This window comes from Enterobacter cloacae complex sp. EB5 (genome assembly GCF_031432835.1).
Taxonomy (GTDB): domain Bacteria; phylum Pseudomonadota; class Gammaproteobacteria; order Enterobacterales; family Enterobacteriaceae; genus Enterobacter; species Enterobacter hormaechei_C.
This window is the reverse complement of sequence record NZ_CP133860.1, coordinates 439101-460975: the sequence shown is the minus strand read 5'-3', so window position 1 is coordinate 460975 and position 21875 is coordinate 439101. Positions and strand designations below refer to the sequence as shown.

The 21875-nt window shown below is 55.1% G+C and carries 15 protein-coding genes and 1 CRISPR repeat array; of the genes, 10 read left to right on the top strand and 5 right to left on the bottom strand.

Annotated features, from left to right (window positions below):
- Nucleotides 1-10: 10 nt before the first annotated feature.
- The 3 genes from hcp to aqpZ all read right to left on the bottom strand — a co-directional run bounded on the left by hcp (nucleotide 11) and on the right by aqpZ (nucleotide 3579).
- A complete protein-coding gene (gene hcp, locus RHN82_RS02290; RefSeq protein WP_047052322.1) occupies nucleotides 11-1663 on the bottom strand; it encodes a hydroxylamine reductase in 1653 nt (550 codons plus the stop codon).
- A 144-nt stretch (nucleotides 1664-1807) separates the two neighbouring features.
- Nucleotides 1808-2707: a lysine exporter LysO family protein gene (locus tag RHN82_RS02285; protein ID WP_015570988.1), complete on the bottom strand. Its 900-nt coding sequence runs from the start codon at nucleotides 2705-2707 to the stop codon at nucleotides 1808-1810.
- A 176-nt stretch (nucleotides 2708-2883) separates the two neighbouring features.
- On the bottom strand, nucleotides 2884-3579 hold the full coding sequence (gene aqpZ, locus RHN82_RS02280) for an aquaporin Z (RefSeq protein ID WP_026080729.1): 696 nt from the start codon (nucleotides 3577-3579) through the stop codon (nucleotides 2884-2886).
- Between the two features lie 291 nt (nucleotides 3580-3870).
- On the opposite strand from aqpZ, the gene RHN82_RS02275 reads away from it, so the two are divergent.
- A complete protein-coding gene (locus tag RHN82_RS02275; RefSeq protein WP_047052323.1) occupies nucleotides 3871-5529 on the top strand; it encodes an ATP-dependent endonuclease in 1659 nt (552 codons plus the stop codon).
- On the opposite strand, the gene RHN82_RS02270 is transcribed toward RHN82_RS02275, so the two are convergent.
- Nucleotides 5526-6482 (bottom strand): VirK/YbjX family protein, encoded by a 957-nt coding sequence (locus RHN82_RS02270; protein WP_047052326.1) that lies wholly within the window; start codon nucleotides 6480-6482, stop codon nucleotides 5526-5528. The genes RHN82_RS02275 and RHN82_RS02270 overlap by 4 nt on opposite strands.
- A gap of 159 nt (nucleotides 6483-6641) precedes the next feature.
- On the opposite strand from RHN82_RS02270, the gene macA reads away from it, so the two are divergent.
- Nucleotides 6642-7757 (top strand): macrolide transporter subunit MacA, encoded by a 1116-nt coding sequence (gene macA / locus RHN82_RS02265; protein ID WP_047052327.1) that lies wholly within the window; start codon nucleotides 6642-6644, stop codon nucleotides 7755-7757.
- Entirely contained in the window at nucleotides 7754-9694 is a 1941-nt protein-coding gene (gene macB, locus RHN82_RS02260; protein ID WP_022650715.1) for a macrolide ABC transporter ATP-binding protein/permease MacB, read from the top strand. The genes macA and macB overlap by 4 nt, the downstream gene beginning before the upstream one ends.
- Nucleotides 9695-9764: 70 nt before the next feature.
- Here macB and cspD read toward each other — a convergent pair whose 3' ends face one another.
- On the bottom strand, nucleotides 9765-9986 hold the full coding sequence (cspD, locus tag RHN82_RS02255) for a cold shock-like protein CspD (RefSeq protein WP_006809408.1): 222 nt from the start codon (nucleotides 9984-9986) through the stop codon (nucleotides 9765-9767).
- A gap of 267 nt (nucleotides 9987-10253) precedes the next feature.
- Here cspD and clpS point away from each other — a divergent pair, with 267 nt between their 5' ends.
- The 7 genes from clpS (at nucleotide 10254) to csy2 (ending at nucleotide 21870) form a co-directional block, all read left to right on the top strand.
- Nucleotides 10254-10574: an ATP-dependent Clp protease adapter ClpS gene (gene clpS, locus RHN82_RS02250; protein ID WP_006174393.1), complete on the top strand. Its 321-nt coding sequence runs from the start codon at nucleotides 10254-10256 to the stop codon at nucleotides 10572-10574.
- Nucleotides 10575-10601: 27 nt separating this feature from the next.
- Nucleotides 10602-12881, top strand: a complete 2280-nt coding sequence (gene clpA / locus RHN82_RS02245; RefSeq protein WP_006809407.1) for an ATP-dependent Clp protease ATP-binding subunit ClpA — start codon at nucleotides 10602-10604, stop codon at nucleotides 12879-12881.
- Between the two features lie 469 nt (nucleotides 12882-13350).
- Nucleotides 13351-13791, top strand: a complete 441-nt coding sequence (locus tag RHN82_RS02240) for a hypothetical protein (protein WP_047052330.1) — start codon at nucleotides 13351-13353, stop codon at nucleotides 13789-13791.
- 177 nt (nucleotides 13792-13968) lie between these two features.
- A CRISPR array of direct repeats spans nucleotides 13969-14716; the repeat unit is 28 nt; unit sequence GTTCACTGCCGTGCAGGCAGCTTAGAAA.
- Nucleotides 14717-15039: 323 nt separating this feature from the next.
- Nucleotides 15040-16023 (top strand): type I-F CRISPR-associated endonuclease Cas1f, encoded by a 984-nt coding sequence (gene cas1f / locus RHN82_RS02235; protein ID WP_047052332.1) that lies wholly within the window; start codon nucleotides 15040-15042, stop codon nucleotides 16021-16023.
- Nucleotides 16020-19238, top strand: a complete 3219-nt coding sequence (cas3f, locus tag RHN82_RS02230; RefSeq protein ID WP_047052334.1) for a type I-F CRISPR-associated helicase Cas3f — start codon at nucleotides 16020-16022, stop codon at nucleotides 19236-19238. Before cas1f ends, cas3f begins: the two co-directional genes overlap by 4 nt.
- A 389-nt stretch (nucleotides 19239-19627) precedes the next feature.
- Nucleotides 19628-20938, top strand: a complete 1311-nt coding sequence (gene csy1 / locus RHN82_RS02225; RefSeq protein WP_047052339.1) for a type I-F CRISPR-associated protein Csy1 — start codon at nucleotides 19628-19630, stop codon at nucleotides 20936-20938.
- A complete protein-coding gene (csy2, locus tag RHN82_RS02220) occupies nucleotides 20935-21870 on the top strand; it encodes a type I-F CRISPR-associated protein Csy2 (RefSeq protein WP_047052340.1) in 936 nt (311 codons plus the stop codon). Before csy1 ends, csy2 begins: the two co-directional genes overlap by 4 nt.
- Nucleotides 21871-21875: the final 5 nt, after the last annotated feature.

Here is a 21875-nt window from a genome sequence, read left to right as displayed (position 1 = left end):
GAGTTACTCCTTACGCGCTCAGCAGTTGCTTCATATCATCTTCAACGTTGGTCACGGAACGCAGACCAAATTTCTCGTTCAGGATGGCCAGCAGGTCCGGCGTCAGGAAGCCTGGCGCGGTCGGCCCGGTGACGATGTTGGTCACGCCGAGCGAGAGCAGGGTCAACAGGATAACGATCGCTTTCTGCTCGAACCAGGAGAGCACCAGCGACAGCGGCAGATCGTTCACGCCGCAGCCCAGTTTCTCTGCCAGCGTGACCGCCAGAATGATGGCTGAATACGCATCGTTACACTGACCCGCATCCACCAGGCGCGGCAGACCTTCGATGTTGCCGAAGTCCAGCTTGTTGAAACGGTACTTACCGCAGGCCAGGGTCAGGATCAGGCAGTCTTCCGGTACGCGGGTGGCGAAATCGGTGAAGTAGTTACGTTCCCCGCGCGCGCCGTCACAGCCGCCGATCAGGAAGATGTGACGCAGTTTTTCACGGCTGACGAGGTCAATCAGGGAATCCGCCGCGCCCAGCAGGGTTTCACGGCCAAAACCGACGGTGATGAGGTGCGGGATTTCGCTGTACGGGAAGCCCGCCATCTGCTGCGCCTGAGCGATAACCGGACCGAAATCGTCGCCTTCAAGGTGGCTCACGCCCGGCCAGCCGACGATGCTGCGGGTCCAGATACGGTCGTCATACGCGCCGACGGTCGGGTCGATGATGCAGTTAGAGGTCATGACGATTGGGCCAGGGAAGCGGGCAAACTCCACCTGCTGGTTCTGCCAGCCGCTGCCGTAGTTACCCACCAGATGTTTGAACTTACGCAGTTCCGGGTAGCCGTGCGCGGGCAGCATTTCGCCGTGGGTATAAACGTTAACGCCGGTGCCTTCGGTCTGCTTCAGCAGGTTGTAGAGATCTTTCAGGTCATGGCCGGAGATCAGGATGCATTTGCCTTCGGTCGCTTTGACGTTGACCTGCGTCGGCGTTGGGTGGCCATAGGTGCTGGTTTCACCGGCATCCAGAATGCTCATCACTTTGAAGTTCATCTGGCCGATTTCCATCGAGCATTCCAGCAGGGCGTTCATATCGGAAGGCCAGGTGCCCAGCCAGGCCATGATTTTGTGGTACTGGGCGTAAATAGCGTTGTCGTACTGGCCGAGTACGTGCGCGTGCTCCATATAGGCCGCAGCACCTTTCAGACCGTACAGGCACAGCAGGCGCAGGCCGAGGATGTTTTCGCCAATCGCCGCTTTGTCTTTATTGGGAGTAAATTCGGCGGCCTGACGCTGTAGCTCGCCCAGGTCGTCGCTCACCAGTTGTAGCTCCGCCATCGGGTTGTCCACGCGGGCGCTGGCGTCGGCTTTCAGGCACTGCGCTTTCAGGGCTTCACGCAGGGCAATCGCTTCGCGGGCATAGCCCACAATGCGTGGAGAATCGAAGTTAACGTTGGTCAGCGTGGAGAAAAATGCGCGCGGCGCAAAGCTGTCGACATAGTGATCGACAATGCCATATTCACGGGCTTTGAAGGCCCAGGCGGACAAGCCTTGCAGCGCCGCAATCAGCAGATCCTGGAGATCGGACGTTTCTGCGGTTTTGCCGCACATACCCTGCGCGTAAGAGCAGCCGTTGCCTGCCGGGGTACGGATGGTTTGTTCACATTGCACACAAAACATAATCACACCTGTTAAAGTTATATTTTAGATACATGTTTAAGGTTATGCCTGTGCCACAACAGAGAAAAGTGCTTTCTTATACTAAGTGGAGGGTTATTGATTTAGCGCAATTTTGGCGGCAGGTTCACTACCGCCAAAGCAGTATCAGGCTGAGAAGAACGCCATCAGGATGGGGACCAGCAGGCTCAGAATAAAGCCGTGTACGATGGCGGCAGGGACCATCTCCAGCCCTCCCGAGCGCTGTAACACCGGCAGGGTAAAGTCCATTGAGGTGGCCCCGCACAGGCCCAGCGCGGTAGAGCGGCTGCGGCGTACCAGGCCGGGGATCAGCATGATGGCTATCAGCTCGCGCGCCAGATCGTTAAAGAAGGCGGCGCTGCCGATCACCGGACCAAACGATTCGGTCAGCAGAATACCGGAGAGCGAATACCAGCCGAAACCGGACGCCATCGCCAGGCTGGTTTTTAGCGGCAGATCGAGAATAAAGGCGTTAATCACTCCCCCCGCCAGTGAGCTGGCCACAACGATAACGGCAACCATCATGCCCCGGCGGTTAAGGACAATCTGTTTCAGCGTCATGCCATTATTTCGCAGCTGAATACCAATCAGGAAGAGCAGGAAAATAAGCGTATATTCGCTGGCTTCCGTTGCGTGCTGTAAAAATGCCCAGCCGGTCAGCCCCAGTAAAAAGCCGAGTACCACCACGCCGCACAGTTTTAATGATTCCAGTGCCATCGCAATACGGGAGGGGAGCTTTTCCTGATGGTGGTGATTTTTCCAGGGAATAGTGCGCTCCAGCCAGAACAGCGCAGCAATATTGCATAGCAGAATAACCACTACCGTAACCGCAGAATAATGCAGGATGGAAAGCAAGTTCGTCGCCAGATTATCCAGGAAGGCCAGGCTGATCCCCATAAAGAACAGAATGACGTAAACAATCCAGCTGAGAAAACGATTAATAAGCTTTAAGGCCGATTCATGACGCAGCGGAATAAGGTAGCCCACAATCAGGGGCAGAAGAATGATGAGGAGTCCTGAGAACATGAACAGCCGGTCCTTTTGAGTATCAGTTAAGCGCCAGAGACACTACCCAATAAAGGCTGTGAGGTAAAGCTACAAAAAAAGCCGGGTGGCGGCTGTGCCTTACCCGGCCTACAAAGTGCACACTAACGTAGGTCGGGTAAGCTTTAGCGCCACCCGACATTACAGACCGCACTTAATTAATCGCGTTTTTCCAGCAGGGTGCGATACAGCACGCCGCCCAGAATACCGCCGATAATAGGCATCACCCAGAACAGCCACAGCTGTTCAAGCGCCCAGCCGCCCTGGAAAATAGCCACCGCGGTGCTGCGCGCCGGGTTAACGGAGGTGTTAGTCACCGGGATGGAGATGAGGTGGATCAGCGTCAGCGCCAGACCAATAGCGATGGGGGCAAAGCCCGCAGGCGCGTATTTGTCCGTTGCGCCGTGGATCACCAACAGGAAACCTGCGGTGAGCACAATTTCAATCACGATGGCAGACAGCATCGAGTAGCCGCCTGGAGAGTGTTCGCCGAAGCCGTTCGAAGCAAAACCGCTGGCCGCGGCGTCAAACCCGGCTTTTCCGCTGGCAATTACGTACAGCACCGCCGCGGCAATAATACCGCCGATAACCTGGGCAATAATATAGCCAATAATATCTTTCGCCGGGAAACGTCCGCCCGCCCATAATCCTAATGTGACGGCCGGGTTGAAATGACCGCCGGAAATATGCCCCACGGCGAATGCCATGGTTAATACGGTTAAACCGAATGCCAGCGCGACGCCGACAAAGCCAATACCTAATTCCGGAAATGCGGCTGCCAGTACTGCGCTACCGCAGCCACCAAACACCAGCCAGAATGTACCAAAGCATTCTGCCGCTAATTTTCTGAACATAACCACCTCAATAATCAACGTCCACGCCCATTCCTGCGCGCGGGTTATATCGCCATAAAGGGATGACGACTCAAAGAGCCAGTATTTTGAAACCATCAACATCCCTTCGCCACTCAAATAAATTCACTAAATTTGATTTAAGGCAATGTGATGTCAATCCTTGTTCAGATCGGAGGTAATAAGAGCATAGCCCAATAATTAAGGGGGCGTATATTCTGCTGTCGTGACCCACAGCCTGCCGCTATACTGCTGATAACTTGAAGGAAAAAGTGGCCGAATTGCGGGGGATGTATGCTACTCGAACGTGTGGAGATTGTCGGGTTTCGCGGGATTAACCGCCTGTCGCTGCAACTGGAACAGAACAACGTCCTGATAGGCGAAAATGCCTGGGGTAAATCCAGCCTGCTGGATGCCCTGACGCTGCTGCTTTCGCCCGAAGAGAAATTGTACCACTTCGTTCATGATGACTTCTGGTTTCCGCCGGGGGATGTCAACGGACGCGAGAAACACCTGCATATCATTCTGACCTTCCGCGAATCCGAGCCCGGTCGCCATCGCGTGCGTCGTTTTCGCCCTATGTCGCCCTGCTGGGTACCCTGTGAAGATGGTTTCCAGCGTATTTTCTATCGCCTTGAGGGCGAAATGGCGCAAAACGACGGGGTATTAACCCTGCGTGAATTTCTTGATGAGAAGGGGAATCCGATCCCGCTCGATAATATTGACGAGCTTGCCCGCCATCTTATCCGCCTTTCCCCCGTGCTGCGCTTACGAGACGCGCGCTTTATGCGGCGGATCCGTAACGGCACCGTGCCGAATATGCCCGAGGTGGAGGTGACCGCCCGCGAACTGGATTTCCTTGCCCGTGAACTGGTCTCACGGCCGCAGAACCTCACCGACGGCCAGATCCGTCAGGGCCTGTCTGCCATGGTGCAACTGCTGGAGCACTACTTCTCCGAGCAGGGAACGGGGCAGGCGCGCCACCGTCTGATGCGTCGCCGCTCGCACGATGAACAACGAAGCTGGCGCTATCTCGATATTATCAACCGCATGATCGACCGCCCCGGCGGGCGGGCGCATCGGGTGATCCTGCTGGGTTTATTCTCCACGCTTTTACAGGCGAAAGGGACGGTGCGCCTGGATCGGGACGCGCGCCCGCTGCTGCTGGTGGAAGATCCGGAAACGCGGCTGCATCCGATTATGCTTTCCGTGGCCTGGCATCTTCTGAATCTGCTGCCGTTGCAGCGAGTCACCACCACGAATTCCGGAGAGCTGCTCTCTCTGACGCCGGTGGAGTATGTCTGCCGCCTGGTGCGTGAATCCTCGCGGGTCACCGCCTACCGGCTCGGGCCCGGCGGGTTAAATGCCGAAGATGGCCGACGGATTGCGTTTCATATCCGTTTTAACCGTGCCTCTTCCCTGTTTGCCCGCTGCTGGTTGCTGGTGGAAGGGGAAACGGAAACCTGGGTGATAAACGAGCTGGCTCGTCAGTGCGGACACCACTTTGATGCCGAAGGGATCAAAGTGATCGAATTTGCTCAGTCTGGCTTAAAACCGCTGATCAAATTTGCGCGCCGGATGGGGATAGAGTGGCACGTGCTGGTTGATGGCGATGAGGCGGGTAAAAAATATGCGGCGACCGTGCGCAGCCTGCTCAATAACGATCGTGAAGAGGAGCGGGAGCATCTGACCGCGCTGCCTGCGATGGACATGGAGCACTTTATGTACCGCCAGGGATTTGACGACGTTTTTCACCGCGTGGCGATGATCCCGGTGGATGTGCCCATGAATATGCGTCGGGTGATTGCCAAAGCTATCCAACGGTCGTCAAAACCGGATTTGGCCATTGAAGTCGCGACGGAAGCGGGCAGGCGAGGCGTGGAGTCGGTGCCCACGCTGCTGCGTAAAATGTTCTCCCGCGTCCTCTGGCTGGCTCGCGGGAGGGCCGATTAACGGGCAGTCGCCTGCGAAACCTGTTGGATCAGGCTATCAAGCAGGGCATAGCGGCGGCGGTATTCGGACCGTTTTTTACTCGCAATCTCTTCCATCGGTTTACGTGGCATGGTCAGTGGCAGGGCAAAGTTGCCGTTATCCTGCTGCTGTCCGCCAAGGGAGCGCCAGAAGCTGTCATAGTCAGCCAGCAATTTTCCCTCTTTTTTCTTGCGATAGCGCCAGCTGCGGTAGATGTGGGTGGCGTTACTCACCGCGAGGATCTGCTCGACCGGGAAGGCGCCTGCCAGCGTCATGACCGCTTCAACCAGCAGACGTTTTGGGAACAGTCCGTGACAGGCTTTGGTCGCCAGCTGAATGTGCTCGTACGGGACATGCGCTTTCGCCCCCTGCATTCCGCCGATGAAGAGCGTTGACTTGCCCTGGTATGTGCACAGCGTAAAGGTCAGCTCGGCCAGTACCGTGTTCTGGTGGTCGCAAAAAGTGAGGGTCGCTTCCCCTTCTTTGTCCAGAAACGCATCCGCGCTCAGGCGAACGCTAAACTGTTGCTCCTCTTTGCCCGTTAACGTCACCAGCGTGATGCCCTGGCTGGAGAGGTAGCCGTTCAGCAGCGACGCCGGAAGATGGCGGCTCATCAACTGATAGTGATCGTTCAGTGCGTCCAGCGTATTCTGACGGCCCATATTGACGGTCAGCCACGGCCGGTGCAGGCGGCACGGCAGGCCGGGCTGCACGCGCAGGATCTGCATCAGACGGGGCTGTTTTGCAAGGTTTCCGAGCAGGCGCGCAGTGGTGAACGGCGTTGCCAGCGAGCGCAACATAAACTTACGTCGATAGGCCGGATTTTGCCACGCCAGCCCCGGCGTGAGGGAACCCGATGCCAGGCTTTTAAACAGTTGCCAGCCCGATTTAGGCTGGGGCAGCGTTGAATAAGGTGTATCGACGATGGAAGACATGTTAGATCCTGCTTCTGGTGGAATATCGCTATTTCAGCAGGCGCTTTATCAACATCGGGTAAACAATTCCCGACGATTACGGGGATCGGGGGTTTCGTTGAGGAGTGGTTTAGATAAAATCAACGGTGATGATAGCCAGAACAATTATTTGGAATATTTATGAACCTGAAGGGAAAACGCAGAAAGCTGTTTCTGCTGCTGGCGGTAGTGGTGTTAGCAGGCGGATTCTGGTTATGGAAGGTACTGAACGCGCCGGTACCACAGTATCAAACGCTGATTGTTCGTCCGGGCGAGCTGCAACAAAACGTGCTGGCGACGGGGAAACTGGATGCCCTGCGTAAGGTTGACGTGGGCGCGCAGGTCAGCGGTCAGCTTAAAACCCTGTCAGTTGAGATTGGCGATAAGGTTAAAAAAGGCCAGCTGCTTGGGGTGATCGATCCTGAGCAGGCGCAAAACCAGATCCGCGAAGTGGAAGCGAAGCTGATGGAGCTGCGCGCGCAGCGCGCGCAGGCTCAGGCGGAGCGTAATCTCGCTCAGATCACCCTGACGCGCCAGCAGGCGCTGGCGAAAACCCAGGCCATCTCGAAACAGGATCTGGACACCGCCGCCACGGAGCTGGCGGTGAAGCAGGCGCAGATTGGCACCATCGATGCGCAAATCAAACGGAATCAGGCCTCGCTGGATACGGCGAAAACCAACCTCGATTACACGCAAATCGTTGCGCCAATGGCCGGGGAAGTGACGCAGATCACCACCCTGCAAGGCCAGACGGTCATCGCCGCGCAGCAGGCGCCGAACATCCTGACCCTGGCGGATATGAGCACCATGCTGGTGAAAGCCCAGGTATCCGAAGCGGACGTCATTCACCTTAAGCCGGGGCAGAAAGCCTGGTTTACGGTGCTGGGCGATCCGCAAACTCGCTATGAAGGGGTGCTGAAAGATATCCTGCCGACGCCGGAGAAGGTTAACGACGCCATCTTCTACTACGCGCGTTTTGAGGTGCCAAACCCGCAGGGCGTGCTGCGTCTGGACATGACCGCCCAGGTGCATATCCAGCTGACCGGCGTGAAAAACGTGCTGACGGTTCCGCTCTCCGCACTGGGTGAATCCGCCGGGGACAATCGCTATAAGGTGAAAGTACTGCGCAACGGCGAAACCCGCGAGCGTGAAGTGGTGATTGGCGCGCGTAACGACACCGATGTGGTGGTGGTAAAAGGGCTGGAAGAGGGTGAGGAAGTGGTCACCAGCGAAAGCCTGCCCGGAGCCGCGCAATGACGGCGCTGCTTGAGCTGAATGACATTCGTCGCAGCTATCCGTCCGGCGACGGGCCGGTGGAGGTGCTGAAGGGCATCTCCCTGCGCGTTGAAGCCGGCGAAATGGTGGCGATTGTCGGGGCATCGGGCTCGGGTAAATCAACGCTGATGAACATTCTCGGCTGTCTGGATAAGCCCACCAGCGGCACCTATCGCGTGGCCGGGACGGATGTTTCCACCCTGGACGGCGACGCGCTGGCGAAGCTGCGTCGCGAGCATTTTGGCTTTATCTTCCAGCGTTACCATCTGCTTTCACACCTGAGCGCGGCGCAGAATGTGGAAGTGCCGGCGGTGTATGCGGGCGTCGAGCGCAAAAAACGCCTCGAACGCGCGAAGGCGCTGTTAACGCGTCTTGGGCTGGCGGAGCGTGTTGATTATCAGCCTTCACAGCTTTCCGGCGGTCAGCAGCAGCGCGTGAGTATTGCCCGCGCGCTGATGAACGGCGGACAGGTGATCCTCGCCGATGAGCCAACCGGCGCGCTCGACAGCCATTCCGGTGAAGAGGTGATGGCGATCCTGCATCAGCTTCGCGATCAGGGGCATACGGTGATTATTGTCACCCACGATCCGCAGGTGGCAGCGCAGGCGGAACGCATCATTGAGATCCACGACGGCGAGCTGGTCAGCAACCCGCCGCCACGTCAGTCCAGAGCGGCGGCAGCGAAAGAAGCCTTACCTGCGTCCACCGGCTGGGGACAGTTCTCCAGCGGCTTTCGTGAAGCGCTGACCATGGCCTGGCTGGCGATGGCGGCCAACAAAATGCGCACCCTGCTGACCATGCTCGGCATCATTATCGGTATTGCCTCGGTGGTGTCGATTGTGGTGGTGGGCGATGCGGCAAAACAGCTGGTGCTGGCGGATATTCGCGCCATCGGGACTAACACCATCGACGTTTACCCCGGCAAAGATTTTGGCGACGACGAGCCGCAGTATCAGCAGGCGCTGAAATACGACGATCTGGCGGCTATTCAGAAGCAGCCGTGGGTGAACTCCGCCACGCCTGCCGTGTCGCAAAACCTGCGTCTGCGCTACGGCAACATCGACGTGGCGGCCAGCGCTAACGGCGTCAGCGGAGATTACTTCAACGTCTACGGCATGACCTTCAGCGAAGGGGCGACCTTCAACGCGGAACAGCTGGCGGGCAGGGCGCAGGTGGTGGTGTTAGACGCTAACTCGCGCAGACAGCTTTTCCCCAATAAAACCCGTGTGGTGGGGGAAGTGATCCTGGTGGGTAACATGCCCGCCACGGTGATTGGTGTGGCGGAAGAGAAACAGTCCATGTTTGGCAGCAGCAAGATCCTGCGCGTCTGGCTGCCGTACAGCACCATTTCCGGGCGCATTATGGGGCAGTCCTGGCTTAACTCCATTACCGTGCGCGTGAAGGAGGGCTACGACAGCGCGCTGGCGGAACAGCAGCTCGAGCGACTGTTGACGTTGCGCCACGGGAAAAAGGATTTCTTCACCTGGAACATGGACGGCCTCTTGAAAACGGCGGAAAAGACCACACGTACTCTTCAGCTGTTCCTGACGCTGGTGGCGGTGATTTCGCTGGTCGTCGGCGGAATAGGTGTGATGAACATTATGCTGGTGTCGGTGACCGAACGTACGCGGGAGATCGGCATTCGCATGGCGGTCGGGGCCAGAGCCAGCGATGTGCTCCAGCAATTTTTAATTGAAGCGGTGCTGGTGTGTCTGGTGGGAGGCGCGATGGGGATTGCGCTCTCAATGATGATCGCCTTCGCGCTCCAGCTCTTTTTACCGGGGTGGGAGATTGGCTTCTCACCGATGGCGATCCTCACCGCGTTTTTGTGCTCCACCTTTACCGGCATTTTGTTTGGCTGGCTGCCGGCACGAAACGCGGCGCGGCTGGATCCGGTGGATGCGCTGGCGCGGGAATAGCCCGAAAATAAAAATGCCAGCCGATCGGGCTGGCATTTTGCCTGCGGGGTGTACACAATGAATCAGAGAGCTATGCAACCGTTTCTGCTTCAACGGGCACGATAAGACTGGCGTGATTGCCTTTTGGCCCCTGGTGTACATCGAACCGGACGGACTGCCCGGCTTTGAGCGTCCTGTAACCATCCATCTGAATGGTGGAATAGTGAGCGAAGATATCCTCGCCGCCGCCTTCGGGGCAAATGAAGCCAAACCCCTTGGCGTTGTTGAACCACTTAACAGTACCCATTTCCATGCTTCGACATCCTTCGTAAATCTTATAAATTAAGATGGAATGAACCGGTGGTGGAGTGGGGGCTGTTCAAAACCTCGCCAACTCACGCTTGTACAATTTAGAGAAACGGAAGAAGCCGTCAAGCGTTTGGCGCTGGAGTTGGGACAATAATCAACCAAAATTTGAGGCAGTTAACGCTATTGCAACAGTTTGTGACAGACATCGCGGATGACAGTAATAGATGATTGTTATCTAACATCTGAGGTAGATTCAAAGTGGTTATGCATCATGGGTAAGACCAACGACTGGCTGGATTTTGACCAGCTGGCGGAAGATAAAGTGCGCGACGCGCTAAAACCGCCATCTATGTATAAAGTTATGTTAATGAACGATGATTACACGCCGATGGAATTTGTTATTGACGTGCTACAAAAGTTCTTTTCTTATGATGTTGAACGTGCAACGCAACTGATGCTTACCGTTCATTATCGTGGCAAAGCGATCTGCGGCATCTTTACTGCCGAGGTTGCGGAAACCAAAGTAGCGATGGTGAACGACTATGCAAGGGAGAACGAGCATCCGTTGCTGTGTACGCTGGAAAAGGCCTGATAAGGCATAAAATTGGGGGAGGTGCCTATGCTCAATCAAGAACTGGAACTCAGTTTAAACATGGCTTTCGCCAGAGCGCGTGAGCACCGACATGAGTTTATGACCGTCGAGCATTTGCTGCTCGCATTGCTTAGCAACCCATCTGCCCGCGAAGCGCTGGAAGCCTGCTCCGTGGATCTGGTGGCGCTACGTCAGGAACTCGAAGCCTTCATCGAACAAACTACACCGGTGCTGCCAGCCAGTGAAGAAGAGCGCGACACGCAGCCGACGCTCAGCTTCCAGCGGGTGTTGCAGCGCGCGGTTTTCCACGTCCAGTCTTCCGGACGTAGCGAAGTGACTGGCGCCAATGTCCTGGTCGCCATCTTCAGCGAGCAGGAGTCCCAGGCGGCCTACCTGCTTCGTAAACACGAAGTCAGCCGGCTCGACGTGGTCAACTTCATCTCTCACGGAACGCGAAAAGACGAGCCTAACCAGGCATCGGATCCCAGCGGACAGATCAACAGCAATGAAGAGCAAGCAGGCGGGGAGGATCGTATGGAAAACTTCACCACCAACCTTAACCAGCTTGCTCGCGTTGGCGGTATCGACCCGCTGATTGGCCGCGACAAAGAGCTGGAGCGTGCCATCCAGGTGCTGTGCCGCCGCCGTAAGAACAACCCGCTGCTGGTGGGGGAATCTGGCGTGGGTAAAACCGCGATTGCCGAAGGGCTGGCCTGGCGCATTGTGCAGGGCGACGTGCCGGAAGTGATTGCCGACTGCACCATCTACTCGCTGGATATTGGCTCGCTGCTGGCGGGCACCAAATACCGCGGTGATTTCGAAAAACGTTTCAAAGCGCTGTTAAAACAGCTGGAGCAGGACACCAACAGCATCCTGTTTATCGATGAGATCCACACCATCATCGGCGCAGGTGCTGCCTCCGGTGGCCAGGTGGATGCCGCTAACCTGATCAAACCGCTGCTCTCCAGCGGCAAGATCCGCGTGATGGGCTCCACGACGTACCAGGAGTTCAGCAACATCTTTGAGAAGGATCGTGCGCTGGCGCGTCGTTTTCAGAAAATCGACGTTACCGAGCCGTCGGTTGACGAAACGGTGCAGATCATCAACGGCCTGAAAACCAAGTACGAAGCGCACCACGACGTGCGTTACACCGCGAAAGCGGTACGTGCGGCGGTGGAGCTGGCGGTGAAATACATCAACGATCGTCACCTGCCGGATAAAGCGATCGACGTGATTGATGAGGCGGGTGCGCGTGCGCGCCTGATGCCAGCCAGCAAGCGTAAGAAAACTGTGAACGTGGCGGATATCGAGTCCGTGGTGGCCCGCATTGCGCGTATTCCTGAGAAGAGCGTCTCTCAGAGCGACCGTGATACGCTGCGCACCCTTGGCAATCGCCTGAAAATGCTGGTCTTTGGTCAGGATAAAGCCATTGAGGCCTTAACCGAAGCGATCAAGATGGCCCGTGCTGGCCTGGGGCATGACCACAAGCCTGTCGGTTCCTTCCTGTTCGCCGGTCCGACCGGCGTGGGGAAAACCGAGGTGACGGTTCAGCTCTCCAAAGCGCTGGGCATTGAGCTGCTGCGCTTTGATATGTCCGAGTATATGGAGCGTCATACCGTCAGCCGTTTGATTGGTGCACCTCCGGGCTACGTGGGCTTTGACCAGGGCGGTCTGCTTACGGACGCGGTTATCAAGCATCCACACGCGGTACTGTTGCTCGATGAAATCGAGAAAGCGCACCCGGACGTGTTCAACATCCTGTTGCAAGTGATGGACAACGGGACGCTGACCGATAACAACGGGCGCAAGGCCGATTTCCGCAACGTGGTGCTGGTGATGACCACCAACGCGGGCGTGCGGGAAACCGAGCGTAAATCCATCGGCCTGATCCACCAGGATAACAGCACCGATGCGATGGAAGAGATCAAGAAGATCTTCACGCCGGAGTTCCGTAACCGTCTGGACAACATTATCTGGTTCGATCATCTGTCTACCGAGGTGATCCATCAGGTGGTGGACAAGTTCATCGTCGAGTTGCAGGTTCAGCTGGATCAGAAAGGCGTCTCGCTGGAAGTGAGCCAGGAGGCCCGCAACTGGCTGGCTGAGAAAGGCTACGACCGTGCGATGGGCGCCCGTCCGATGGCGCGTGTGATTCAGGACAACCTGAAGAAACCGCTGGCGAACGAGCTGCTGTTTGGCTCGCTGGTGGACGGCGGCCAGGTAACGGTGGGGCTGGATCAGGCGAAGAACGAACTGACGTACGATTTCCAGAGTGCGGCGAAGCACAAGCCGGAAGCGGCTCACTAAGCTGAACGTTAGGCTAAAAAACCGGGCAAATGCCCGGTTTTTTTATGCGTGCCTTTCTTCCTCTCCCTGTGGGCTGAGGGATCCCCACAAAATAATGCCTGCACAGACGGCCCCCTCTCCCTTGAGGGAGAGGGCTGGGGTGAGGGCATCAGGCCGCAATGAAATTTTGCGAGGCGCTTTCCAGTTTCTTTCGATGTCTGTTGCTGGATAAAACCACAGTATTAAAATGGCGGCGCACCTGCAAAATCAGGTGTCGGGATTGGCGTCCTGAAAGTGTGTGACCAGCAGTATTGCTGTAGGCTTCGTTCGCCCTAAGGAAAAGGGTATAATTCTGCATCTGGCGGGCGAATCGGAAGCTTCTTTTGAAGCGCCAGGTGCACACACTGGTACGCCAATTCCTTTTCGTCCGCCGCCAGCGAATCTGGCGTTTCCTGCGGTGGTAAATTCATGTGTGTGAAGGAATTACCCAATGAATACAGAAATCAATTTCTCCGAGTTCTATAGCGAACTATCTCTCAATCCCGATCTCCTAACCCTCGTCGAGCGCTGTAATCTGCTCACTGAAATCCTGCTGGACTGCAATTCGCTCCCGCAAACGCAGCCCGTTTGCCGTTGCCTCGGTGCTTATCTGGAAGAAGTCAAAACCGAACTCGCAGAATCAATGAGCGATTTCCGGGTGGTTGAATTTGACGACGAGGCGGAACGGCCAAAGGAAAAAGAGTGGCTTCTGGAAAGTACTGAAACCAAATGCGATTACTGCCGGGCATTAAACCACGTGCTGCTGGTGTCGCATTTTGACCGCGAGATGCTGCCCCATCTGACAGGATTGCTGCATGACATTACACATTCGATGGCGACAGATGTGGCTGCACCTGAATATGGAAAGCCTGTAATCCATATCATTAATTAAGTTTAGTGTCGCGCGTCGGGGAAGGGACTCCGGCGCGGTATGTCGCAACCATTTTTTCGAGTGGTTCTTTAAGTTATTGATTTTTATTATGAGAATAAAGGCCGCAGAAAAAATGGTTTTAGGTAGATATGTTGATTATTTTCTTTTCGAACAATAAGATGGCGAAGATTTCTTCCAGTTCACTGCCGTGCAGGCAGCTTAGAAATTCTGGCGTGTCCGGCGTAGGCCGTCCGGTCAGTTCACTGCCGTGCAGGCAGCTTAGAAAATAAAATGGTTATTGTAAACGCAAAAGTGTCAGTTCACTGCCGTGCAGGCAGCTTAGAAACGGCTGCAATTAAGGCTAACAGTTATCTTCAGGTTCACTGCCGTGCAGGCAGCTTAGAAAAGGCTCATCAACTTTATTCGTTGCCTGGGTCAGTTCACTGCCGTGCAGGCAGCTTAGAAAGGCTCGTCGCTGACTTCTTTGTCCCATACAGGGTTCACTGCCGTGCAGGCAGCTTAGAAAGCTTGGCCTGACACATACTGTATTTAATCCTCGTTCACTGCCGTGCAGGCAGCTTAGAAACTGTGGTGTGCCTGGACGCTAATGGTCGCCTGGTTCACTGCCGTGCAGGCAGCTTAGAAAAAGCACGATCTCAATAATGTTCTCTCAGTGATGTTCACTGCCGTGCAGGCAGCTTAGAAATGGGCGTAAGCAACTGCTGAAATGAAATCGTTGTTCACTGCCGTGCAGGCAGCTTAGAAAGTTGCGCACTGAGAGACTGGCTCCGTCCATGCGTTCACTGCCGTGCAGGCAGCTTAGAAAGCGAACGCCTGCCTGATTGACAGGCCACCCTCGTTCACTGCCGTGCAGGCAGCTTAGAAAAATGGCCTTATAGCGAGGACCATCAGCAGCCAGTTCACTGCCGTGCAGGCAGCTTAGAAATGGAAATTGACAGCCGGGAAATTGAGATCACAGTTCACTGCCGTGCAGGCATCATACTCCCTAAATATTCACTCCAGCTATTTTAAAACCCACAATCATCACCACAATCCTCGTTGTATTTTAAATAAACTCAATACTCATTCACCCCACAACCATATTCCCTCATATATATTATTCACAAAAATAATACATTAAATATGTCAGAGGTTTTTTATCTCGACATTCCGATAATTATTATTCATTTGATACGCGTCACATTTGTCTTCATCTTATCTCCGCTAACATACCCTGCATTCAACATATTGAAATAAAAAGCACTTGCTATGCCAGCGAACAGCATTACCTCGTCCGACTTAAAAACCATTCTTCATTCAAAACGTGCCAATATCTATTACCTGGAGAAATGTCGTATTCAGGTAAATGGTGGACGCGTTGAATATGTCACTCAGGAAGGTAAAGAGTCGTTTTACTGGAATATTCCCATCGCTAATACGACGGCAGTAATGTTGGGAATGGGAACATCCGTTACGCAAATGGCCATGCGGGAGTTCGCGCGAGCGGGCGTGATGGTCGGTTTTTGTGGCACGGATGGCACGCCACTCTACTCCGCGAATGAAGTGGATATTGATGTCTCCTGGCTATGCCCGCAGAGTGAATATCGCCCGACGGAATATTTACAGAACTGGGTCTCCTTCTGGTTTAACGAAGAAAAGCGCTTGCAGGCGGCAAAACACTTTCAGTTTATTCGATTACAACAAATTGAAAATCAGTGGTCAGGGTTGCGGATGCAGCGCGAAATGGCCTTTCAGCCAGATAAAGATGCTCTGAATACTCTCCTCGAACGTGCCAGACAGGGTATGGAAAAGGCTCAGGACCACACCTCTCTGATGCTCCAGGAAGCCCAGCTCACGAAATCGCTCTACAAACTAACCAGCCAGACGACAGGTTACGGCAATTTTACCCGAGCCAAACGGGGTGGCGGGGCGGATATGGCAAACCGTTTTCTCGATCAGGGTAATTATCTGGCCTACGGGCTGGCGGCGGTCGCGGCCTGGGTGACGGGCATTCCGCACGGTCTGGCGGTGATGCATGGCAAAACCCGACGCGGCGGGCTGGTTTTTGATATTGCCGATTTAATCAAAGACGCCCTCGTTATGCCGCAGGCATTTATTGCGGCTATGGAGGGTGAAGATAATCAACAGTTTCGCCAGCGCTGTATTAATGCTTTTCAGCAGGCCGATGCGCTGGATGTGATGATTACCACGTTGCAGGAAACCTCGCAGTCGCTGGCGGGGGGCACAAAATGAATGTGCTGATTATCTCTCGGTGTACCAAACGTGCACGCGAGCAAAGCTGTCAGATTATCGATCAGTTTGCTGAGCGCACTGGGGACGCGGCGTGGCAGACGACGATTACGATGGAAGGTGCCATAACACTGCGCAAGCTGTTGCGTAAAACTGCGCGACGTAATACCGCCGTGGCCTGCCACTGGCTGAAAAAAAACGGCCAAACCGAACTGCTGTGGATAGTCGGGAATTTGCGTCGCTTTAACGCGCAAGGGCACGTGCCAACAAATCGCACGACGCTGCAAATTATCCGCAATGACAGCGAACACCGCTGGCAAAGTGCAGAAAGCATCGCCTTGCTGGCGGCCATCGCCGGGCTGTTTCACGATTTTGGCAAAGCGGGGATGTGCTTCCAGCAAACGCTGCTGAAAGAGAGTAAGCACCGTTTTCAGCCGTACCGACACGAATGGATTTCGGTGCGTCTGTTCGAGGCCTTCGTGGGTGAACAAACCGATGAACAGTGGCTGACATCCCTCACACAGCTAAAAGCCGCTGATGATATAGCCATGCGGAAAGCACTTAAAATGGACAGGGCAGACTGGAGCAACAGCCCTCTCGAAAAATTACCCCCAGTTGCCAGGGTAGTGGCCTGGCTTATGCTGTCGCACCATCGTTTACCGCAGTCCCATTCGGCAGAGCCACAATTACTGTACTGCGATGGCTGGCTTGAGCGACAGCTGAATGCGGACTGGAACTCCCTTAATCACCGATCTGAAAAGCCTAAATGGACCGGGCGTGATCTCAAAAATGTCTGGAAATTCCCCCACGGCACGCCGCTAAGAAGTAAAACCTGGCGCGAGAAAGCCCGGCAGATTGGTAAACGTATTCGGAACCTGCCTGCGCTGCTTCAGGCGGGATCGCTGGATAATCTCTTCACCCTCCACCTTGCCCGTCTGTCGCTGATGCTGGCCGATCACGTTTACTCCTCTCAACCGGCTTATACCGGATGGCAGGATGATGCCTTTCAGGCGTGGGCTAACAGCTACCGGGGGACAGGGGAACTCAGACAGAAGCTGGATGAGCACAATGTCGGCGTAGCACATCAGGCGCTATTGATGGGGCGTTCTCTTCCGGCGTTGCGCCGTTCGTTACCCGCCATCGCCCGACATAAAACGTTTCGGGAAAGGGCGAAAGAAGAGCGTTATTACTGGCAGAACAATGCCTGGGACGTTGCCTCTTCCCTGCGTGAGAAGAGTGCCGAACAGGGCTTCTTCGGCATTAATATGGCCTCGACAGGATGCGGTAAAACCTTTGCTAATGCCCGGATTATGTATGCGTTGGCAGATGAGCAGACAGGGTGTCGTTTTAGCGTGGCACTGGGGCTTCGCACGCTGACGCTGCAAACAGGTCAGGCCTTGCGTTCGCGCCTGAAGCTGGATGATGACGCGCTGGCCGTCGTGACCGGTGCCGCAGCAGTGAAGGAACTGTATCAGGGCAATGATACCGAAGATACCAGCAGCGCCAGCGATGAAGCGTTCTTCGCCAGCCATCATTACGTGCATTATGAAGGGGCAATCAGTAGCGGGATCGCTCAGCAGTGGCTGGCGAAAGAACCCGCGCTTAATCGCCTGGTCAGCGCACCGGTGCTGGTGACAACGATCGATCACCTGATGCCGGCAACGGAAGGCGTGAGCGGCGGCAGGCAGATCCCTGCCATGCTGCGTCTGCTGACCAGCGATCTGGTGCTTGATGAACCTGACGATTTCGACATTGATGATTTGCACGCCCTTTGTCGACTGGTGAACTGGGCCGGAATGCTCGGTTCCCGGGTGCTGCTTTCCTCCGCGACGCTGCCGCCCGCGCTAACGGAAGCGCTGTTTGAAGCCTATCGGGAAGGGCGCAAAGCCTGGCAGGCCGCATGCGGTCAGTCTGACAGGCCGATGAATATCTGCTGCGCCTGGTTTGATGAGTATGGCGCGCAGTCGCAGGATGTGGCCGACGACGCGCATTTTCGCCGGGCGCATGGCGATTTTGTTCGCCAGCGGATCAAACGTCTGCCTGAGCAGCCGCGGCTTCGTCTGGGGAAACTGGCAGCCGTGGAGCCGCAGTCTTCCAGCAAGACAGATGTTGTCTCCGCGCTGGCGCAGACGCTACGCCAGCAAATGATCGCGTTGCACGGCCTTCATCACAGCACGCATAACGCTGGCAAAACCGTGTCGTTTGGTCTGGTGCGGATGGCCAATATCAATCCGCTGGTTGCCGTCGCGCAAACGCTGATGGCATTACCCTCCCCGGATAATTACTGCATCCATTATTGCGTTTATCACAGCCAGCATCCGCTGGCGGTGCGGGCGGCGATTGAAAAACGACTCGATTGTGCATTTACGCGGCACGAGCCGGAGCGGATCTGGCAGTTGCCTGAAGTTAAGCAGGCGCTGGCATCGCAGGAAAAGCATCATCTTTTTGTCGTGCTCGGCTCCCCCATACTTGAAACGGGGAGAGATCTGGATGCTGATTGGGGAATAATTGAGCCGAGCTCAATGCGCTCGCTGATTCAATTCGCCGGACGTATTCAGCGCCATCGTCAGATCGTGCCTGATAACGAAAATCTGGTGATTCTGGAACGCAACGTGCACGCGCTTCGCGGAGAAAAGGTCGCTTACTGCTTACCCGGTTTTGAAACCGGGCAGCATCTGCTGCCTCATCATGACCTCCATGCACTGATCGATGAAGAGGGTTATCGCACCCTGAATGCGATCCCGCGCATCGCTGAGGATGTTCCCGGCAATGCCCTTGCGGCGCTGGAGCACACCCGGTTGCGTGCCGCACTGCTGGAAGGCGGCGATAAATCAGATGCGGTCGCCGCATTGTGGTGGCGACTACCGCTGACCTGGAACGGTGAGCTTCAGAAACGGACATCATTTCGACGCGCTTCAGCTCAGGACTCGTTCTTTTTGAATATGGAAGAGGAGGGCGATGAACCTGAATTTTGCCTGATGCAGGAAGACGGGGTGTTAAAACCTGCGGGAAGGTTTCGCGTGCAGCCGTTATCCATGGCTGACGGCGTTAAACCGTGGATTGCAATTGATTATGCAGAGGTATTACAGGCGCTGGCCGATGAAAAGCAGATGGAGTTGGGGGCGGTATCGCGTCGTTATGGCGAAATCACGCTGAGGGCAGGTAAGGATGATAAATGGCTATATCACCCGATGTTGGGTGTGTTTCGCGCCCTCTGAAAGAGGGCGCGGGCTGCTTGTACAGCAGTGGACATATTAAATGAGATCTTTTGCAACTATTTCTAAGCTGTCTGCTCGACAGTCAGAAAACAGAGTTTATAGGTCGACATGAGAGAAATAAATATACCTTAAAATTTAAAAGAGATTTTTTATAACTAGGTCATATTGTGGAGGGTGTGCATTGACGATACACTACCCATGAACTTTATGTGGGGATTGTACGATGCTGCTCTGGTTGACACGTTTTATGCTGCTGGTAGGCGTTTTAATGGTTGTTTTTTACTCAAAATCGTTGTTTTAGCACCATATTATTCAGAGCGTTTCTCGATGAATCTTAAGTATCTTTACCGAGTGACGTTAAGGAAGATGATTACGGTCAAGGAGTTGTGATGTCAGGAGAAGCACTAAGCGCTTTCATCGCTGAGTATATTGCCGGACGACGGCAAACAAAGCTGGAAGCATTTGATAAAGAGGCCGCAAAGCGCAGCGATACAGATAGCGCAACGCTTGCGGCAGAACGCCGGGAGCTGGAGCTTCGCTATGAACCGAAAGCATGGCTGACGGATGCCGCGAAGCGGGCCGGACAAATTAACCTCGTGACCCATGCGGCGAAATTTACCCACGGGGATTCAAAAAGTAGCAGTATTTACAGCGAGGCAGTGGCGCAGGAAGGGTATCTCAGCACCGCTGCGTTGTCAGGTCTGGATACAGACGCGGTGGGAAACGCTGCGGCGCTGGATGTTGCAAAGCTGCTGCAAACGCGGGTAGACGGTGGCGACTCCCTTCTGGCAAGCCTGAAACGGGGCGATCACGCTGCGCTGGCCGCTTTTGCCGATGGCGAGAATCAACTGAGGGAGTGGATTGCGGGGTTTTCCCGTGCGTTAACCCCCGGAGAACCCGCTTCGCACAAGCTGGCGAAACAGGGGTATTTTCCGGTAGGGGAAGGTTATCACCTCTTAAGCCCGTTATTCGCTACCTCGCTTGTACACGCCATGCATCAGAAAATGATTGCCTTCCGTTTTGGCGATGAAGTTAAAGCCATCTGGAAAGCACGTCGCGAGAAAACATGGCATCCCGCTCCGCTGACGCTATTCCCGGATGCGGCGGAAATACACTTCGGCGGTACTAAACCGCAAAATATTTCCTATCTCAACAGCGTGCGCGGTGGGCGGTGCTGGCTACTTTCCTGTCAGCCTCCGCAGGGGAAAAGAGCAGAAAAGGCGCCAACAAATCTACGTTCTGTTTTCACCTCGGGTGGGCAGTTTGACCGTCGTGCCAGGAGTCAAATTCAGTTGCTGGTTTCCTTGCTCACGAAAACGGGCAGTTACACCAGTTTTCGTATTCGCGAGGCTCGTGATGGTTATATCAATATGCTTATCGATCTGCTGTTCGAAATTGCATCTGAACTTCAACGCGAAGCCTGGCAAAATTGGACGCTTAACTGCCCCAATCTGAAACCTCATCAACAGCTTTGGCTCGATCCCTGGCGCACAAAAACAGACGAAGCCTTCCGACTTGAGAGAGAAAAGGGCGACTGGCAGGGCGCAGTGGCAGAAGATTTTTCCCTGTGGCTGAACGCACGTCTGCGCAAGGCGATGCCGGATTTAGGTGCCGTGGAAAAACGTGAATGGGAAACTCGCGAACGTTTACGCTCTAACCTCCGCGAGATGGAAAAAATCATTCAGGAGGCGCTGAAATGAGCTCACTGATCCTGCTTCGCCGCATCAGAGTTGAAAACGCCAATGCCATTGCTGGCCTGACGTATGGTTTTCCCGCCATCACCCATTTTCTGGGATTTTCCCATGCGTTATCTCGCAAGCTGACGGAAACCCACGGGCTAAAAATCGATGGCTGTGCTGTCGTCAGCCATGAGCACCAGATCCACGCGCATACGTCCGGTCGTGATTATCAGTTTGCCCTGACGCGCAATCCGCTCACCCGGGACGCGAAAACAGCCTCCTTTAATGAAGAGGGCCGGATGCATATGACGGTTTCGTTGCTGCTGGAATGCCATGGGGAAATCCCTAATGGCGAGTACGGGCAGCGCGATCTGGCAGAGCATCTCAGCCAGGTTTGCCCGACGCTCAGGCTGGCGGGTGGCATCATCGTCGATATTCAGGCTATTACCGTCATGGCGATGCCGTCCGACAGTCGTGACCTGTGTCGGTTGCAGTGGCAGCTGATGCCCGGTTTTGCCTTACGCGATCGCAGCAGCTGGCTGGGGGAACATTATCAAACGCTTCTTGAGAGCGATCCCAATACCTCGCTGCTCGATGCCTGGCTCGATTTCGCTGCGTTGAAGTTTCAGGCTGAAACGCCGGAGGAGGGCGACGTTCGTGAGGGCGAACCGGCTAACTGGCACTATGTTCCGAAACCTAACCCTGGTTATCTGGTGCCCTTGATGACTGGCTATCAGCGAATTTCTGAACTCTATTCCCCCGGCATGGTAAGTAACGCACGTGATGCAGAAACACCCTTTGCGTTTACGGAGGCGGTGTATGGCGTGGGCGAGTGGTGCGGTCTGCACCGGATTCAGTCTCTTAATGAAATTTTCTGGCGTTTTCATACGACAAAAACGGGCTACTACTGTCAGGGCGCGGGCGCGCCGGTGACATCTGCACATTCAAAATAAAAAGG

Excerpts from the sequence above, each read along its gene's own strand:
- csy1 (WP_047052339.1), top strand. The coding sequence starts at position 19,628 with ATGTCAGGAGAAGCACTAAGCGCTTTCATCGCTGAGTATATTGCCGGA.
- macB (WP_022650715.1), top strand. The coding sequence starts at position 7,754 with ATGACGGCGCTGCTTGAGCTGAATGACATTCGTCGCAGCTATCCGTCC.
- RHN82_RS02240 (WP_047052330.1), top strand. The coding sequence starts at position 13,351 with ATGAATACAGAAATCAATTTCTCCGAGTTCTATAGCGAACTATCTCTC.
- clpA (WP_006809407.1), top strand. The coding sequence starts at position 10,602 with ATGCTCAATCAAGAACTGGAACTCAGTTTAAACATGGCTTTCGCCAGA.
- macA (WP_047052327.1), top strand. The coding sequence starts at position 6,642 with ATGAACCTGAAGGGAAAACGCAGAAAGCTGTTTCTGCTGCTGGCGGTA.
- hcp (WP_047052322.1), bottom strand. The coding sequence starts at position 1,663 with ATGTTTTGTGTGCAATGTGAACAAACCATCCGTACCCCGGCAGGCAAC.
- csy2 (WP_047052340.1), top strand. The coding sequence starts at position 20,935 with ATGAGCTCACTGATCCTGCTTCGCCGCATCAGAGTTGAAAACGCCAAT.
- RHN82_RS02275 (WP_047052323.1), top strand. The coding sequence starts at position 3,871 with ATGCTACTCGAACGTGTGGAGATTGTCGGGTTTCGCGGGATTAACCGC.
- aqpZ (WP_026080729.1), bottom strand. The coding sequence starts at position 3,579 with ATGTTCAGAAAATTAGCGGCAGAATGCTTTGGTACATTCTGGCTGGTG.
- RHN82_RS02270 (WP_047052326.1), bottom strand. The coding sequence starts at position 6,482 with ATGTCTTCCATCGTCGATACACCTTATTCAACGCTGCCCCAGCCTAAA.
- clpS (WP_006174393.1), top strand. The coding sequence starts at position 10,254 with ATGGGTAAGACCAACGACTGGCTGGATTTTGACCAGCTGGCGGAAGAT.
- cas1f (WP_047052332.1), top strand. The coding sequence starts at position 15,040 with ATGCCAGCGAACAGCATTACCTCGTCCGACTTAAAAACCATTCTTCAT.
- cas3f (WP_047052334.1), top strand. The coding sequence starts at position 16,020 with ATGAATGTGCTGATTATCTCTCGGTGTACCAAACGTGCACGCGAGCAA.
- cspD (WP_006809408.1), bottom strand. The coding sequence starts at position 9,986 with ATGGAAATGGGTACTGTTAAGTGGTTCAACAACGCCAAGGGGTTTGGC.
- RHN82_RS02285 (WP_015570988.1), bottom strand. The coding sequence starts at position 2,707 with ATGTTCTCAGGACTCCTCATCATTCTTCTGCCCCTGATTGTGGGCTAC.